Genomic DNA, 15,409 nt, shown 5'->3' with positions numbered 1-15,409 from the left:
TGGAACATTCATTTGTTCCAGCCTTTTCTGTTTCTTTAAAATAAAAACAAGATCTTAAAATATTTTATAGTTTTCCTGTTTTGAGTTTTTCCTTGTTGCTTTTGTGGTAAAATGTTATGGACTTTTAATTGTTAAAAGTAGGAAACGATGGAAGGATTGAAGGATGTTTGGCAGTATTTAGTTTTAGGCCGCAACGAATCGCTATTGATTTGGGAACGGCTAATACCATTGTGTTTATTGACGGACAAGGCATTGTCTATAACGAACCTTCTGTCGTTGCAAGATCTATTTATACGGGCGATATTTTAGGAGTAGGTAATCAAGCACTTGAGTTGGTAAAAAACCAACCGGCTGAATTAGTAACTTCTCGTCCAATGAAAGAAGGCGTCGTAACCGATTATGATACGACGGTACACATGCTTCAATACTTTTTAAAAAAAGCAAGTAAGTTTGCCCTCCAGAAACCCTATGTTATGATTTGTGTACCGAGCAGTATTACGGCAGTAGAGAAACGAGCAGTTATGGATGCTGCGCGTGCTGCAGGCGCAAAGGAAACATTTTTAATTGAAGAGCCATTCGCAGCAGCAATCGGTGCCAAGCTACCCGTTCACCATCCTGTAGGAAATATGGTTGTTGATATTGGTGGCGGAACAACCGATGTTGCTATATTATCCTTGGGCGGCATTGTGACGAGTCAAGTGACCCAAGTGGCTGGAGATGCTATGGATGAGGCAATCATTCAATATATTAAAAAGAAATTTAAGTTAACGATTAGTGATAAGGTAGCAGAAGAACTAAAAATCGCAATTGGTACGGCATCTCTATCTGCTGACGCCCGATATGGTGTTATGTCAGTAAGGGGAAGAGATATCGATACGGGTATGCCGAGACAGATTCGTGTGATGTCTGAAGACCTTGCGGATGCTTTACAAAAACCTGTAGATGCAATCATCGATACGATAAAACATTTATTAGAAGAGGCACCTCCTGAAATTTCCGCTGATGTCATTAGTCATGGTATTATTATGACAGGTGGTGGAGCTTTATTAAGAGATTTCGACAGTGTTGTAGCGGAGGCAATGAGACTCCCTGTTATGATTGCTGATAATCCTATGAACTGTGTCGTCATAGGAATAGGCAAATCCCTAGAGACCATTAACCAATTAATAAACAGACGTTACCAAGAAGAGGATCGGTAATAAAAAAGAAATGAGGAATTAAGGTGAAACAGTTTTTCAACAACAAGCGGATGATTGTACTGTTGATTTCAGTCATAATATTTATAAGTACAGTTGCGTTTTCAATTTCCCGTAACCGGGAAGATGCATCCATTCCGCAACTGTTTGCCAATGATATGGCAGGTTTAGCAACGGGTATTTTTGCAAAACCAGCGGAGGTAGTAAATAAATTTGTCGATTCAGTCGATAAATTACTCAATACTTATGAAGAAAATCAATCATTAAAAGAAAAGATAGATGCTTTAGATGAGATGCAAGCACGTATTGTTAGCCTTGAGAATGAAAAGGCAACGATGAAAGAAGAACTTGATCTCCAAAGCGTCTTAACAGATTATGATAAAACAGTTGCAACAGTCATCTCGAGAAATCCTGACAATTGGCTAGAGCAGATTATTATCGATAAGGGTAGCGAAGATGGTATTGCCGTTAATATGTCTGTAATGGCAGGTAATGGGCTGATTGGTCGTGTCTCAGAAGTGAGTCCAACAACAGCTAAAGTGTTACTGATGTCGACAACTAATGAATTGGTTAATCGTTTTTCTGCCGAAATACAAATGAAAGATAAATCGATTCATGGTATCGTTGATGGTTATGATAGCCAAAATGAGTTAATGATTATGTCTGAAATTGCCCCCGAAGTAACCATTGAAGTAGGAACAAATGTAGTGACATCTGGTTTAGGCGGTGTTTCACCAAGTTCATTATTAATTGGTAAAGTGAAGGAAGTTCGCATGGATGAGTACGGCTTATTCCAAGAGGTAACGATTGAACCAGCTGGAAACTTAAAAGATATTCGTTTTGTAACGGTTATTATTAGAAAAAGCGAGGGGGCGAGTGAATGAGTCAGAATCGTTCCCTTAACCATGCTTATTTAATCCCGATTTTTTTGTTTTCAGCCCTAATTCTTGATGGGGTTTTAATGAATCTATTTGCAGGGCAGTTTATTACGGCTAACTACATATTAACGCCAAGGTTATTTTTACTCGTTCTCGTTTTATTTACCTTATTATTTCCAAAACAGCCGCTTTTTTTATATGCCTTGTTATTTGGTGTCATTTATGACAGCTACTATGCAGGTATTATAGGCCTGTATGCTGCTGGATTTGCATTGGTTATTTACTTATTGAAGAAAGTACAGAAATATCTGAATCCATCAGTACTTATTTCTTTATTGTTGTTTGTATTTTCCCAATCGTTTTTGGAGAGTTTTATTTTTGCGTGTTATAGCATGTTAGGGTATACTCAGCTCACTTTTGAAAATTTTGTATCACTGCGGTTAGGACCGACCTTACTTCTCAATGTTTTATTTTTTATCGCTGTCTATTATCCTTTTTATAAGCTAAGCCAATGGATGTACGAAAGATAATGAGAGAAAGATGAGAAAAAAGTCTTGCAATTTGAAAAAGCTGTGATATGATAACTTTACCTAATAGAAATGCGAAGAAGAGAAAAAGTAATTTTTCAAGATCAATAGAGAGCTTGCGGTTGGTGGAAGCAAGTGGTTGAGTAAAATGAACACACATCTCTGAGCAAAAGAATTGAAAAGACTCCTGTCGCGAGTAAGTTCTTTCGGTAGTGCCCGTTACAGCACTAGTGTTTAGATGTTTTGAACACAATAAGGCATAGGTTGTAAGGCTTATGTAAAAAAAGGTGGAACCACGAAGCAAAAGCTATCGTCCTTTGATTTCCTATAATTTTTAGGAAATCAAAGGACTTTTTTTATGTTATTGTGCTGCAGCCTCTAACGTAATATCAGGTTAGCCATAGTCATTTCATAGGGAAAACAAACAGACCCAAGGAGGAAAAGGAAATGAAAAAACAATTATTAGGATTATTCGTAACAGCAGGATTACTGGCAGCATGTGGCAATAGTGAAGTCAATGAATCAACCAATGAGACAACAGATGCAGCTTTGAAAGACACATATATTATTGGATTAGATGACACCTTTGCACCAATGAGCTTTAGAGATACAGATGGTCAAATTGTAGGTTTCGATGTGGATTTAGCAGAAGCAATCGGTGAAGATATTGGCGTTAGCTTTGAATTCCAAGCCATTGATTGGACAATGAAAGAGACTGAATTAAATACAGGGAATATTGACTTGATTTGGAATGGCTATACGATTACAGACGAGCGCAAAGAAAAAGTAGCCTTTTCTGATTCTTATTTAGAAAATAAACAGATTATCGTCACATTAGCAGATAGTGATATTCAAACAAAAGCTGATCTAGCAGGAAAGACTGTTTCAACGCAACAAGCTTCTGCATCTCAAGATGCAATTGAAGCCGATGTATCAGGTATTATCGCTGAAATTGAAGGTGGACAACCAGTCCTTTATGCGACTTTTACTGACGTTTTTAATGACTTAGACAGTGGTCGAAGCGATGCTATTGTTGTTGACGAAGTTTTAGGGCGTTACATTATGAAACAAAAAGGTGCAGACAATTATAAGGTACTCGATGATAACTTTGGTGAAGAAGAGTACGGCGTTGGGATGAGAAAAGAAGATACTCGCTTGCAAGATGCGATTAACCAAGGATTGGCTGATTTACAAGAGAATGGTCAATACCAAGAAATCTACCAAACATGGTTTGCTGAATAAGCCACTTCCTAAAAGGGAGTCCAACTAATGCCAATCAAAAAACGATTATTACTGGCTAGTGGTATTTTACTTTTTGCTGGTTGTTCAAACCAAACATAAGAATCCGTTGCTTCAGAAACCGAGTCAATAAAGTCAATTACTGTTGGTCTGGATGAAACATTTGCGCCAATGGGATTTAGAGATGGTAATAATGAACTCGTTGGTTTTGATGTCGACTTAGCCAAAGAAACACTCGGCAGATTAGGTTACGAGGTTGTTTTCCAACCGATTGATTGCGCAATGAAGGAGACTGAATTAAATACAGGAAATATCGATTTAATCTGGAGCGGTTATGCGATCATACCTGAACGAGAAGAAAAGGTTCTCTTAAGTGAACCTTTTCTATCAGACTCACAAACGATTGTTGTTCGTAAGGACAGTGCTATTAAAGTCAAAGCTGATTTAGAAGGAAAATCGTTTCAATGCAACAATCATCTAGCTCAATTGATAAGATTAAAAACGATGAATGAGGTATTTATAATAAATTAAATGGAAACCGGGTCCTTTACCCATCTAATAGTAATAATTTTCTTGATTTGGAAGCGAAACGAGTGGACGCTATTGTAGTTGGAGAAAGCTATGGCCGTTATTTCATTAAGAAAGGTAATAACGAAGACCTCTTTGCCATTATTGAAGAGAATTTCGGTGAAGATCACGTAGGGTTGCCATGCGAAAAGAAGACACAGATTTAAAAGCTCAAATTGATTAAACAATTGAGGGAATGCGGGCAGATGGAACATATGATGAGATTGATCAAAATTGGTTCTTCTCTGAATAAATGAAAGAAGGATAATCATGGAACTAATACAAACGATTTGGCCATCTTTATTAGATGGTCTCATCATGTCAATGAAAATATTTTTTATCGTGGGAATCACTAGTATTCCCTTGGGCTTTTTAGTCGCTATTATCCGGGTTTATGCACCTAAATGGGTTGGTGCTATTATACAACTCTATGTATATGTTATGCGTGGAACGCCTTTACTCTTACAATTGATGTTCTTTTTCTTTGGACTACCATTCGTTGGTATTGTAATGGACCGATTTACAGCTGCTATTCTAGCCTTTATTATTAATTATGCAGCCTACTATGCTGAAATCTTTAGAGGCGGAATTATGGCTATTCCACAAGGGCAGTTTGAATCAATTGAAGTGCTCGGCATTGGTAAAATAAGAGGATTTTTCCGTATTATTATTCCACAAGTCTTCCGAATTGTTCTTCCTTCAGTAGGAAATGAAGTTATTTCTTTAGTGAAGGATACGTCACTCGTCTATATTCTAGGTATCGGCGAATTGTTACGTGCTGGTCAAATCGCTGCTAATACCTATGCCTCACTTGTGCCGTTTTTAGGAGTGGGTCTGCTGTACTTAGCCATTACAGGTCTTATTACAGTCGGTCTGAATTGGTTTGAAGCCAGAGGAAAATACTAGGAGGATTAAGAATGTTATTACAAGCAAACAATATTTCTAAAAAATTTCAAAATCAAGCCGTTCTTGATCAATTCTCTTTTAGTATTGATGCCGGTGAAATTGTCGTTTTGACAGGTAAATCGGGTACAGGAAAAACAACTCTGATGCGTATTTTAAATAATTTAGAAGCTGCTGACCAAGGCACAGTTGTGATTGATCAAAATTACCTTTGCCGTGAAGGTGAAAAAGGAGCAGACTATGTCTCTCGCAAAGAGCGTCGTGCTTATCAAAATCAAATTGGGATGGTTTTTCAAGATTACGCTTTATTTCCAAATCTAACGATTCGTGAAAATTTGATGGAAGCACCACTTGCTCAAAAATTAGGTTCTAAAAATGAACTCAACCAAAAAGTAGAAGAACTTTTAGAAGAAATGGGAATCGCAGATCAGTTGGATAAAATGCCATCTATGTTATCAGGTGGGCAAAAACAACGTGTAGCCATTGCGCGTGCGATGATGTTAAATCCTAAAATTCTTTGCTTTGATGAACCAACGTCTGCGTTAGACCGAGAGTCTGCTGATAGTGTTGGTAAACTCATTCAAGATATAGCCGCAAGCGGAACAGGGATTTTAGTTGTGACGCATGATATTGATTTTGGTGAAAAATTCGGCACACGACTTATTTCATCATCAGAATTTTCTAAATAGAGTTGATAGGCTGGAACAAAAGTTCCAACCTATTTCTTTCTTGCAAAATAAGTGCTGAGCTGTATAATGAGTCAGGAATAAAATAACGAATGACGAGAGCATTCATTTTAAGGAAAGATAAATATGGATAAAAATAAAATACGGGTGCAACGTGCCGCAATCATAGGGTCAGGAACAGACGATTTAACGAATATGTTTCTGTCTCTTTCTTTGTCTACCATTATTTTAGACCTAGGCATCAGTAAAACACAGGCGGGCTCTATCTCGACGATTACCAACTTTGGGATGTTATTGGGTGGTCTATTATTTGGTTATTTAGCAGACAAGTATGGTAGCTTGAAATTATTTAAGACCACGTTATTATTATTCTCTTTTGCAACAGCAGCCATGTATTTTGCGACTAACTTGCCAACTGTCTATCTTATTCGCTTTTTAGCTGGAGTAGGAACGGGTGGGGAGTATGGCATTGCCATAAGCCTTCTAGCTAAAGTGACACCAGGTTATAAAATGGGTAAGATGTCTGCCTATAATGGAGTAGCCGGTATGGTAGGGAATAGTGTAGCTGCACTTTGTGCTTCTATTATTTTACCTCGGTTTGGTTGGAACGCTTTATTTTTATTAGGTTTATTACCGTTACTGATTGTTACTTGGGTACAGTTCACTGTAACGGATGAGATGATTGAGCAAACAACTGAAAAAGATCCACAAACCGTTGTTACAGAGGAGAAGGTTTCCTATAAAGAGTTGTTTAAAACAGCTAAACTCATCCGTCAGACGGTATCATTAATGTTATGGCAATCATTCAAATCGGTGGCTACTTTGGATTGATGAACTGGTTACCACAAATCATGCAAGAAAGTCTAGGTTTGTCAGTATCAGGAAGCTCGTTATGGATGATTTCAACGATTATCGGTATGTCTATTGGGATGTTAATTTTTGGAAAATTATTAGATGCAGTAGGTCCACGAATTGCTTATGGTAGTTTCCTAATAACGTCTGCTTCAGCTGTTTATTTATTTACTTTAGTGACAAATGAATTTGCTATGTTAATTGGTGGAGCAATCGTGGGCTTCTTTGTAAATGGTATGTTTGCAGGCTATGGGGCAATTGTAAATAAGCTTTATCCAAAGCATGTTTATTCAATGGCCAATAATTTAATCATTAATGTAGGGCGATCGGTAGGTGGTTTTTCATCAATGATTATTGAATTTTTAATGGATGTGGGAACTGTTCAGACAGTCATGATTTTCTTAGCAGCGGCCTACCTATCAAGTTTTGTTGTCATGATGACGATAAAAGAATTCTCAAAGTTAAACTACCACACAGCTGAAAAGAGTCCAGTTTTTGAATTATAAATATTTTTGTTGACTGCTTATCGGTATTTTGGTAAACTATTCATGTTGTAAATGTGCGCACCACAGCTACAACCGCTCGATTTGAAGTTTACAAGTCCTTACGGCACTTCATTCGGCGAGTCTAAGTATATAAGGAGGTGCAGAAATATGTACGCAATTATCAAAACAGGTGGTAAACAATTAAAAGTTGAAGTTGGTCAACCAATCTACGTTGAGAAACTTAACATAAACGAAGGTGACAAAGTTACTTTTGAAGAAGTTGTTTTCGTAGGTGGAGAAGATACAAAAATCGGTTCTCCATTAGTAGAAGGCGCAACTGTCGTTGGAACTGTTGAAAAACAAGGCCGCGAGAAAAAAGTTACGACTTTCCGTTACAAGAGAAGAAAAGACTCTCACCGTAAGCAAGGTCATCGTCAACCTTACACTAAGGTTATGATCGAAGCAATCAACGCATAAGAGAAGTGATTAACTATGATTGAAGCAAGATTTAACCATAATGAATCAGGCGCCATTGTCTCATTTGAGATTACGGGTCATGCTGGTTATGCAGATATGGGTGAGGATATCGTTTGTGCTGCTGTCTCTGTTCTAGCTATTGAAACTGTCAATAGTTTAGATAAAATGGCTAATCATCAAATGATTGTCGAACAAGCAGATAAAGAGGGCGGTTACTTGTATGCGGAAGTTCAAACTGGGCTAACGGATCAACAAGATAGCGTGACTCAAATTTTGTTGAAGCATTTGTATTTATCGCTAGAGGATGTCTCTGAGACTTATCCTGATTATGTTAAACTAAACCATTAATACTTAAATAAAATCTAAAACCAAGGAGGTGCAAACTCATGTTGAAACTTAACCTTCAATTGTTCGCTACGAAAAAAGGGGGCGGTTCTACTTCTAACGGCCGTGACTCTCATGCTAAACGTTTAGGTGCTAAACGCGCAGACGGACAACACGTATCTGGTGGATCTATTTTGTACCGTCAACGCGGAACAAAAATCCATCCAGGATTGAACGTTGGTAAAGGTGGAGACGATACTTTGTATGCTAAGACAGACGGAATTGTACGTTTCGAACGTCTAGGACGTAACAAAAAACAAGTATCAGTTTACCCTGTTGCTCAATAATAAATAAATGTTTTTCCAATTTACATACACAAAAGAACTTGCGAAGGTAATTCCTGACGCAAGTTTTTTTTCTAGCAAAGAAAGGCGAAAGGTGGGTCTTTTATGGACACAACAAAACTTGAACACTTATTTTCGACACTCGATCAAGCCGTTCTTCTTCTACAAGAGGAATTAGATGGTTCATATATCGAAGCATTAGCAGAAACAATTCAGAATATCGCCTACGATAACCAAGCACAACAAATGGATGGTTTACCCTCAGAAGAAACAGTTAAGCAGTTGAATCGCCTTTACCGTCAACTAAAATTAAATGAAGAATCACGAGAAGTGACACACAAACTCTTACAATTAAGCTATATCAAAGCTATTAAAGAAGATAAAATCCAAGTCAATCACCAAATTACACCGGATACCATTGCTTCTTTAATTGCCTATTTCACTGCAGTAGTTCTGGGAGATAATAAGGAAGCCATTCATGTTCACGACTTAGCAGTTGGAACAGGTAACCTCTTGTCCGTTGTTATGGAAGCTCTTGAAGGTAAAGGAAAGTCCGTTACAGCTGAATTAGTTGATAATGATGATTTGTTAATCTCGCTAGCGTCCAATGGGTTGCATCTGCAAGGATGGGGAGAAAACGTTCAATTCACACATTCTGATAGCCTTCAAGAACTATTGATTCAGCCAGCTGACTTGGCAGTTTCTGATTTACCAGTTGGTTATTATCCAGTCGATGATCGTGCGAAGAAATTCCAAACGTCATTTAAAGAAGGTCATTCCTTTGCCCATTATTTGTTGATTGAACAGCACTTGAAATACTTAAAAGAGGGCGGATGGGGTGTCTTTATTGTCCCGAAAGACCTGTTTGAAAGTGATAACCAAGGCGTTCTAATGAAATGGTTGAAGGGAGCGGGGTACTTACAAGCTATGCTTCATTTACCTCAAACCTTGTTCCAGTCTGAAAAAATGCAAAAATCAATTGTCATGATTCAAAAGAAAGGCAACGGATCAAAGCAAGCTAAACAAGTTTTACTTGCTAATATGCCAGACTTGAAAGATGCGCGTCGAATGAAAGAGTTTTTAGAAAATTTTAACAATTGGCGTGAAAAGATGTTATAATACGTTTGATACCATCATAAAACTTTGTTAGGAGCGAAAAAAACGAATGTCAAAAATTATTGCAATTAACGCTGGAAGTTCCAGTCTGAAATTTACTTTATACCAAATGCCAGAAGAAGACGTTATTTCAACAGGTATTATTGAGAGAATTGGTTTGAAAGATTCTATTTTCACAATTAAATATGGTGAAGGTAAAAAGTATTCCGTTACAGAAGATATTGATAACCATGAAATTGCTGTTGAGAAATTAATGACTCAATTGGCAGAACTAGGAATTATCACAGACTTTAACGAAATCACTGGCGTTGGACATCGTGTTGTAGCTGGTGGAGAAGACTTCAAAGAATCAGCATTAATTGATGACGAAGCTCTTGCTAAAATTGAAGCATTAGGTGAATTAGCACCATTGCACAACCCTGCAAATGCAACAGGAATTCGTGCCTTCAAAAAATTATTACCAGAAATTACAAGCGTAGCTGTTTTCGATACAGCTTTCCATGCGCACATGCCAGCTGTAAACTACCTATACAGCATTCCGATGGAGTACTATGAAGATTTCGCTGCACGTAAGTACGGTGCTCACGGAACAAGCCACCAATACGTTTCTCAACGCGCAGCTGAGTTATTAGGCAAACCACTCGAAGACTTGAAAATCATTACATGTCACTTAGGTAACGGTGCGTCTATTACTGCAGTAGATGGTGGAAAATCAATCGATACATCTATGGGATTCACACCACTAGCTGGTCTTACAATGGGAACTCGCTCTGGTGACATCGATGCGTCATTATTACCCTACTTGATGAATAAACTTGAAATTACTGATATTAATGAAATGGTTGATATCTTAAATAAAAAATCAGGTTTACTAGGTCTTTCAGGTGTATCAAGTGATATGCGCGACGTTGAAAGTAAAGCTGAAGCTGGTGATGAGCGTTCACAACTAGCATTGGATATTTTCTACAATCGGGTTCAAAAATACATTGGTCAATACATTGCAACAATGAACGGTGTTGATGCGATTGTCTTCACTGCTGGTATTGGTGAAAACTCTGCTATGACTCGTAAAATCCTTATCGACGGTATTAGCTGGTTCGGTTGTGATATTGACGATGAAAGAAACAATGTTCGTGGAGAAGAAAGAATCATCTCAACAGATGCTGCTAAAGTACAAGTTCTTCTTATTCCAACAGATGAAGAAAAAGTTATCTTAAATGACGTTGTTCGTTTAAGCAAATAAGCTAAATAGAAAATGACGGAAGGGCATAAGTCCTTCCGTCATTTTTTTATGATCAGCTGTACGATACAGCAGTAATAATAAAAAGATAATAAGTTAATAAAAGAGTTGTATCTTACATTTCTGCCCTCAAATGTATCATACAGTTCGATATCTTAGTGCTGTATCTTACATTTGGCTATGTAAATGTAAGATACAGCCAGTTTTTAAACGCTGTATCGACAAAAAAGGCATAAAAAAGGGACTGGGAAAAAACTCAGTCCCTGAATAAAGAAAATCCCCAACTCTTTCTAAATTGAAGGAGTTGGGGATTTTATTGTTTTAAAAGACATAGTGAGCCAAATACCTTATAATTTAAGTACGACCAAAAACCAAAGGAGTGACTCACCATGTATCAAAATTATAACACAATGGAGACGGCCTTAGCACTACAATTGGATTTTACAATCCCGAGTGATCACGAAGCACGCCTCATCAGCCGTTTCGTCGATTCGATTCCTTCGGAATTTCTCCTGGAAGAGACGTCTCATACAGGTCGCCCTGCCTTTCATCCCGCGATGCTTTTGAAGATGTGCTTATTTGCCTATAGCCGCACCACATTTTCCGGACGCAAAATGGAACGCATGAATGAAGAATCGATTCCCATGAAGTGGTTGACAGGCGACACTTCTGTTAGCTACAAGACAATCAACAATTTCCGTTCAAGCGAGCATGCATCAAAGCTTATTAAGTATGCCTTCATTCTTTTCACAACACTCTTGAGTGACAACGGCTTGATTCACGAAGATGCGTTATATATCGACGGTACGAAGATACAAGCCGATGCAAATATTTATAGTTTTACTTGGAAGAAAGCAATCGAACGCTATGAAGCAAAACTCAATGATAACGTTTCGAAATTGTATGATGAACTCGTCCAAGCAAAAGTAAACCTCGCTTTATCGGAAGAGACATTGAAAACAGCAGAAGGTATTAAAGAAATAATCGGTTCTCTCGACAAGGAACTTGTGGCCGTCGAAGCTGCGATTACAGAAGAAAAAGTGGTTCCTAAAGGTGGTTCGGAACAGAAGCGACGTCGTCGCATCCTCAAAAAATACCGGAATAAATGTAAAAAAGATTTCTTACCGCGTAAGCAACGCTATGAAGAAGCAAACGCCACATTTGAAGACCGAAACAGTTTCTCTAAAACAGATACGGACGCAACGTTCATGTGCATGAAAGAAGATCCGATGAAGAACCGTGAGTTGAAACCGGGCTATAATCTTCAGGTCGCATCGAGCAATCAGTTTGTCATCGCCTATGATATTTTTTCAAATCCGACGGATACACGCACGTTTATCCCTTTTTTGGAATCCATTCAAACGTTGGATTTATTCACGTATATCGCTGCAGATGCCGGTTATGGCAGCGAAGAAAATTACGAGGCGGTTCTGGATACCTTTGGTAAGGTTCCGCTCATCCCATACGGCATGTATCATAAAGAAAACACTAAAGCCTATCGCTCTAATCCTAAACACCGCTATAACTGGGATTATGACGAGATCGAGGATGCCTATACAGATTTAGACGGTGTACGCTTTAGTTTCTCGCATTACAGTACGCGAAATGATAAGAATGGTTTTCAAAGACAATTTAAAGTATACAAGGCTGATGTGGAACAACAGGACGAGTCGCGCAATCAATTAGCCAAGACACCGAAAGGTGCCCAGCGCCAGACAGCGGTCAACTATAACTGGGAATACTTCAAGCAGCATGTAAAAGAAAGCCTTGAGAGCGATCGTGGAAAAGAAATCTACGCACAACGAAAAATCGACGTAGAAACTGTTTTTGGTCGTATGAAAGGTGTATTTGGCATGCGCAGAACTCATGTCAGAGGCAAGCAAGCCGTTCATAATGACATCGGGATCATGCTTATGAGCATGAATCTTACAAAACTAGCCCTTGAGGCTAGAAGAAAAGCGGAAGCTTTTTACAAAAATCCAGTGAAAAATAAAAATCGCAATGAAACAATCAGAATTATGATTATTTCATTACGCTTTTTTTATTTAAGGCTAGTTATTTCCCAGTCCCAACTTTTTTGATTAGTTTACTTTTTTATTTTCTAAATCAGTTCGCACAACCATGACGTCACATGTGGCATGGCGAATCACATATTCAGAAACCGAGCCGATGAAGAGACGTTCAACAGCATTTAAGCCTGTAGCGCCAATCATAATTAAGTCAGCATGATATTCTTCAGGTAAGTCTTTACCAATCATCACTTTAGGTGAGCCATATTCAATACGACTTTCAATGTCGCTTAAACCAGCATCACGAGCGGCTTTTTCATAACTATCCATCATAACTTTTGTCTGACGGATAATTTCATCTGTAAAACTACCTTCGAAGCCTGAAGGGGTTTGGATGGCTCTGGTATCGATAACGTGGATGATAACCAGCTTTGAATGATTTCGTTTTGAAACTTCAATTGCTTTTCGAAATGCCAATTCTGACTCACTTGAACCATCGACAGGGGCCAAAATTGTTGTGTATTCTTGTAACATAACGATCACTCCATTTCTTCTTTGCTTACATCTTTATTGTAACGCACTTTTAAAGAAATAAAAAGAAAGTAATGAAAACGTTATTTTAACCGCTTAGATAGATTGTTTGAAAAATAAGCTGAATAGAGCGAAACGATTACGATGAAAACAAGATAAACAATTTTTTGATCGACAATTAAGGTAATGACTGACGATAGGGCAAAGGCTGCAAAAATCATCCCATTTATCGTAAAGAATTGATTTAATTGTTGTTTTTGAGCATCTGTGAATTTTTCTGGAAATAAAAGAAAGGCATCGCTAGCTTTCTGAGTTAAAAACCAACTAACGACTAGTAAGAGTATGCCAAATGTGATTATTAATCCTTTAATCATCAGAAGAAGAACTCCTTTCAAAAATAAAAAGCCGCTCAAAGAGCGGCTTCTAAAGTATAGAACTTTATAGAGAAAATCCGATGGTGCCGGTTTATGTTATTCTACTAGTTTTGAACCCGCAGTATTAGCAGGTGGGCTCCACAGAATGTCTTGCTAGCTTCCACATGACATGGCTTGCTATCCAACATAAATCAAGGATCCCAATATAGTAATTATTTGTTCGGTCAACACATTGAGAATATATCGTACACCTCAGAACTTCTTATAAGTATAGTAGCACACACCTGAATTGGATGCAAGAATTCTTACTTAATTTTTATTTAAAAAGCTGTTTTAATAAGGATGTAAGCGTAACCTCTTTTTTTATTTTTCGGATGATTTTCTTAGAGAATCTGCTTGTTGAGCAAGTGCTTTTTCATATTTACCAGTGATTACGGCTTCATAATACTGAGAAGATTTCAGACTGTCTGGCAAGTATTGTTGCGCTACCCAGTGGTTGTCGTAAGCGTGTGGGTACTTATAATTAACGCCTCTGCCTAATTTTCCAGCACCTTGATAATGGGCGTCTTTGAGGTGTAAGGGCACATCTCCTGATTTTCCTTGACGAACGTCATTTAAAGCTGCGTCAATGGCATCAATCGCTGAATTTGATTTGGGAGATAGGGCTAAATCAATGACTGCGTGTGCCAGTGGAATTCGTGCTTCCGGTAGACCTAATTTTTCAGCAGCTTGAACGGCAGATACTGTTCGTGCCACGGCTGCTGGATTACCAAACCCAATATCCTCATAAGCGCAAACTAATAGTCTTCTGCATATAATAACCAATTCACCAGCTTCAATTAAACGTGCCAAGTAGTGAAGAGAAGCATCAACATCACTACCACGTAATGATTTTTGAAAAGCAGAGATAACGTCATAATGAGCATCGCCATCTTTATCATGGACCAGTGCTTTTCTTTGTAAGCATTCCTCAGCAATAGCAAGCGTAATATGAATGTCGCCCTCATCGTTCTCAGGAGTTGAACGAGCTGCTAATTCTAATGCATTAAGTGACCCTCTTAAATCACCCATAGAGCTTCTTGCGAAATGCTGGAGAGCATTATCATCCAGTTTAATCGCTAAGTGGCCAAGACCATTTTTTTCATCTGTTAAGGCACGCTGTAAAGCTACTTCGATATCAGTTATAGCAAGCGGTTTGACCTCAAAAATTTGCGTTCGACTTCTAATCGCAGGGTTAATACTAATATAAGGGTTCTCTGTTGTTGCGCCAATGAGAACAATGAGGCCACTTTCTAAATGAGGAAGTAAAAAATCTTGTTTAGGCTTATCTAAACGATGAATTTCATCGAGTAACAAAATAACCTGACCTGAAAACTTAGCTTCTTCAACAACAATTTGTAAATCTTTTTTAGAATCAGTTGCAGCATTTAATTGGCGGAAGGCAGACTGTGTTGATCCTGAAATGGCACTTGCGATACTTGTTTTCCCTGTACCTGGTGGACCATAGAGAATCATCGATGATAGCATGCGAGCATCTACCATTCGTCTAATAATTTTGTTTGGACCAACTAAGTGTTGCTGTCCGACAACTTCGTCGATGTTGGTTGGTCTCATGCGAAAGGCGAGTGGTTTTTTCATAATGGTTATTCCTTTCATTCATT

At 38.1% G+C, this 15,409-nt stretch carries 17 protein-coding genes, 1 other RNA gene, 1 pseudogene and 2 other annotated features; of the genes and pseudogenes, 15 read left to right on the top strand and 4 right to left on the bottom strand.

The genetic code is table 11. From position 1 onward, the window contains the following. The first annotated feature begins 167 nt into the window (after positions 1–167). From BW721_RS04750 to BW721_RS04685, 15 genes and pseudogenes are all read left to right on the top strand, one after another. Positions 168–1,199: a rod shape-determining protein gene (locus BW721_RS04750; protein WP_076766615.1), complete on the top strand. Its 1,032-nt coding sequence runs from the start codon at positions 168–170 to the stop codon at positions 1,197–1,199. A 23-nt stretch (positions 1,200–1,222) separates the two neighbouring features. Continuing rightward, positions 1,223–2,080 carry a rod shape-determining protein MreC gene (mreC, locus tag BW721_RS04745; protein WP_076766613.1) on the top strand — a complete coding sequence of 286 codons (858 nt, stop codon included), beginning with the start codon at positions 1,223–1,225 and terminating at the stop codon, positions 2,078–2,080. Beyond that, positions 2,077–2,604, top strand: coding sequence for a rod shape-determining protein MreD (mreD, locus tag BW721_RS04740; RefSeq protein ID WP_076766611.1), 528 nt, complete (start codon positions 2,077–2,079; stop codon positions 2,602–2,604). Before mreC ends, mreD begins: the two co-directional genes overlap by 4 nt. 65 nt (positions 2,605–2,669) lie before the next feature. Next, positions 2,670–2,922, top strand: a binding site (T-box leader). 126 nt (positions 2,923–3,048) lie between these two features. Further along, positions 3,049–3,843, top strand: a complete 795-nt coding sequence (locus BW721_RS04735) for an amino acid ABC transporter substrate-binding protein (protein ID WP_076766609.1) — start codon at positions 3,049–3,051, stop codon at positions 3,841–3,843. A gap of 168 nt (positions 3,844–4,011) precedes the next feature. Beyond that, complete coding sequence (locus BW721_RS11770; RefSeq protein ID WP_156892186.1) at positions 4,012–4,371, top strand: transporter substrate-binding domain-containing protein; 360 nt, start codon at positions 4,012–4,014, stop codon at positions 4,369–4,371. Positions 4,372–4,433: 62 nt separating this feature from the next. Beyond that, positions 4,434–4,574: a hypothetical protein gene (locus BW721_RS11765; RefSeq protein ID WP_156892185.1), complete on the top strand. Its 141-nt coding sequence runs from the start codon at positions 4,434–4,436 to the stop codon at positions 4,572–4,574. Positions 4,575–4,677: 103 nt separating this feature from the next. Next, a complete protein-coding gene (locus BW721_RS04725; protein ID WP_076766607.1) occupies positions 4,678–5,313 on the top strand; it encodes an amino acid ABC transporter permease in 636 nt (211 codons plus the stop codon). Positions 5,314–5,324: 11 nt separating this feature from the next. Then, complete coding sequence (locus tag BW721_RS04720) at positions 5,325–5,999, top strand: amino acid ABC transporter ATP-binding protein (RefSeq protein WP_076766605.1); 675 nt, start codon at positions 5,325–5,327, stop codon at positions 5,997–5,999. A 123-nt stretch (positions 6,000–6,122) separates the two neighbouring features. Beyond that, positions 6,123–7,354 (top strand): annotated as a pseudogene (locus BW721_RS04715) (MFS transporter). A gap of 60 nt (positions 7,355–7,414) precedes the next feature. Next, positions 7,415–7,487 (top strand) — a sequence feature (ribosomal protein L21 leader region). Between the two features lie 14 nt (positions 7,488–7,501). Beyond that, complete coding sequence (gene rplU, locus BW721_RS04710; RefSeq protein WP_076766603.1) at positions 7,502–7,810, top strand: 50S ribosomal protein L21; 309 nt, start codon at positions 7,502–7,504, stop codon at positions 7,808–7,810. Positions 7,811–7,825: 15 nt separating this feature from the next. Then, positions 7,826–8,158 (top strand): ribosomal-processing cysteine protease Prp, encoded by a 333-nt coding sequence (locus tag BW721_RS04705; RefSeq protein ID WP_076766600.1) that lies wholly within the window; start codon positions 7,826–7,828, stop codon positions 8,156–8,158. Between the two features lie 38 nt (positions 8,159–8,196). Next, the gene (gene rpmA / locus BW721_RS04700) at positions 8,197–8,481 is read left to right on the top strand and encodes a 50S ribosomal protein L27 (protein ID WP_076766598.1); all 285 of its coding nucleotides are present in this window, start codon (positions 8,197–8,199) and stop codon (positions 8,479–8,481) included. A 102-nt stretch (positions 8,482–8,583) separates the two neighbouring features. Then, entirely contained in the window at positions 8,584–9,597 is a 1,014-nt protein-coding gene (locus BW721_RS04695) for a class I SAM-dependent methyltransferase (protein ID WP_076766596.1), read from the top strand. A gap of 46 nt (positions 9,598–9,643) precedes the next feature. Further along, complete coding sequence (locus BW721_RS04690; protein ID WP_076766594.1) at positions 9,644–10,837, top strand: acetate/propionate family kinase; 1,194 nt, start codon at positions 9,644–9,646, stop codon at positions 10,835–10,837. 386 nt (positions 10,838–11,223) lie between these two features. Further along, on the top strand, positions 11,224–12,915 hold the full coding sequence (locus BW721_RS04685) for an IS1182 family transposase (RefSeq protein ID WP_076766592.1): 1,692 nt from the start codon (positions 11,224–11,226) through the stop codon (positions 12,913–12,915). On the opposite strand, the gene BW721_RS04680 is transcribed toward BW721_RS04685, so the two are convergent. The 4 genes from BW721_RS04680 to BW721_RS04665 form a co-directional block, all read right to left on the bottom strand. After that, positions 12,916–13,377 (bottom strand): universal stress protein, encoded by a 462-nt coding sequence (locus BW721_RS04680; RefSeq protein WP_076766590.1) that lies wholly within the window; start codon positions 13,375–13,377, stop codon positions 12,916–12,918. It abuts the gene before it with no gap. Between the two features lie 80 nt (positions 13,378–13,457). Then, on the bottom strand, positions 13,458–13,748 hold the full coding sequence (locus BW721_RS04675; RefSeq protein ID WP_076766588.1) for a hypothetical protein: 291 nt from the start codon (positions 13,746–13,748) through the stop codon (positions 13,458–13,460). A 70-nt stretch (positions 13,749–13,818) separates the two neighbouring features. Beyond that, a non-coding RNA gene (ssrS, locus tag BW721_RS04670) (6S RNA) lies at positions 13,819–14,010 on the bottom strand. 101 nt (positions 14,011–14,111) lie between these two features. Beyond that, positions 14,112–15,386, bottom strand: a complete 1,275-nt coding sequence (locus BW721_RS04665; protein WP_076766586.1) for a replication-associated recombination protein A — start codon at positions 15,384–15,386, stop codon at positions 14,112–14,114. Positions 15,387–15,409 lie beyond the last annotated feature (23 nt).

The sequence above is a fragment of the Jeotgalibaca sp. PTS2502 genome, from assembly GCF_001975685.1.
Taxonomy (GTDB): domain Bacteria; phylum Bacillota; class Bacilli; order Lactobacillales; family Aerococcaceae; genus Jeotgalibaca; species Jeotgalibaca arthritidis.
This window is presented reverse-complemented; position numbering and strand designations above follow the sequence as displayed.

Coding starts and splice junctions, on each gene's coding strand:
- BW721_RS04695 (WP_076766596.1), top strand. CDS start 8,584: ATGGACACAACAAAACTTGAACACTTATTTTCGACACTCGATCAAGCC.
- rplU (WP_076766603.1), top strand. CDS start 7,502: ATGTACGCAATTATCAAAACAGGTGGTAAACAATTAAAAGTTGAAGTT.
- BW721_RS04705 (WP_076766600.1), top strand. CDS start 7,826: ATGATTGAAGCAAGATTTAACCATAATGAATCAGGCGCCATTGTCTCA.
- mreD (WP_076766611.1), top strand. CDS start 2,077: ATGAGTCAGAATCGTTCCCTTAACCATGCTTATTTAATCCCGATTTTT.
- BW721_RS04665 (WP_076766586.1), bottom strand. CDS start 15,386: ATGAAAAAACCACTCGCCTTTCGCATGAGACCAACCAACATCGACGAA.
- BW721_RS04685 (WP_076766592.1), top strand. CDS start 11,224: ATGTATCAAAATTATAACACAATGGAGACGGCCTTAGCACTACAATTG.
- BW721_RS04720 (WP_076766605.1), top strand. CDS start 5,325: ATGTTATTACAAGCAAACAATATTTCTAAAAAATTTCAAAATCAAGCC.
- BW721_RS11770 (WP_156892186.1), top strand. CDS start 4,012: ATGGGATTTAGAGATGGTAATAATGAACTCGTTGGTTTTGATGTCGAC.
- BW721_RS04675 (WP_076766588.1), bottom strand. CDS start 13,748: ATGATTAAAGGATTAATAATCACATTTGGCATACTCTTACTAGTCGTT.
- BW721_RS04735 (WP_076766609.1), top strand. CDS start 3,049: ATGAAAAAACAATTATTAGGATTATTCGTAACAGCAGGATTACTGGCA.
- rpmA (WP_076766598.1), top strand. CDS start 8,197: ATGTTGAAACTTAACCTTCAATTGTTCGCTACGAAAAAAGGGGGCGGT.
- BW721_RS04690 (WP_076766594.1), top strand. CDS start 9,644: ATGTCAAAAATTATTGCAATTAACGCTGGAAGTTCCAGTCTGAAATTT.
- BW721_RS04680 (WP_076766590.1), bottom strand. CDS start 13,377: ATGTTACAAGAATACACAACAATTTTGGCCCCTGTCGATGGTTCAAGT.
- BW721_RS04725 (WP_076766607.1), top strand. CDS start 4,678: ATGGAACTAATACAAACGATTTGGCCATCTTTATTAGATGGTCTCATC.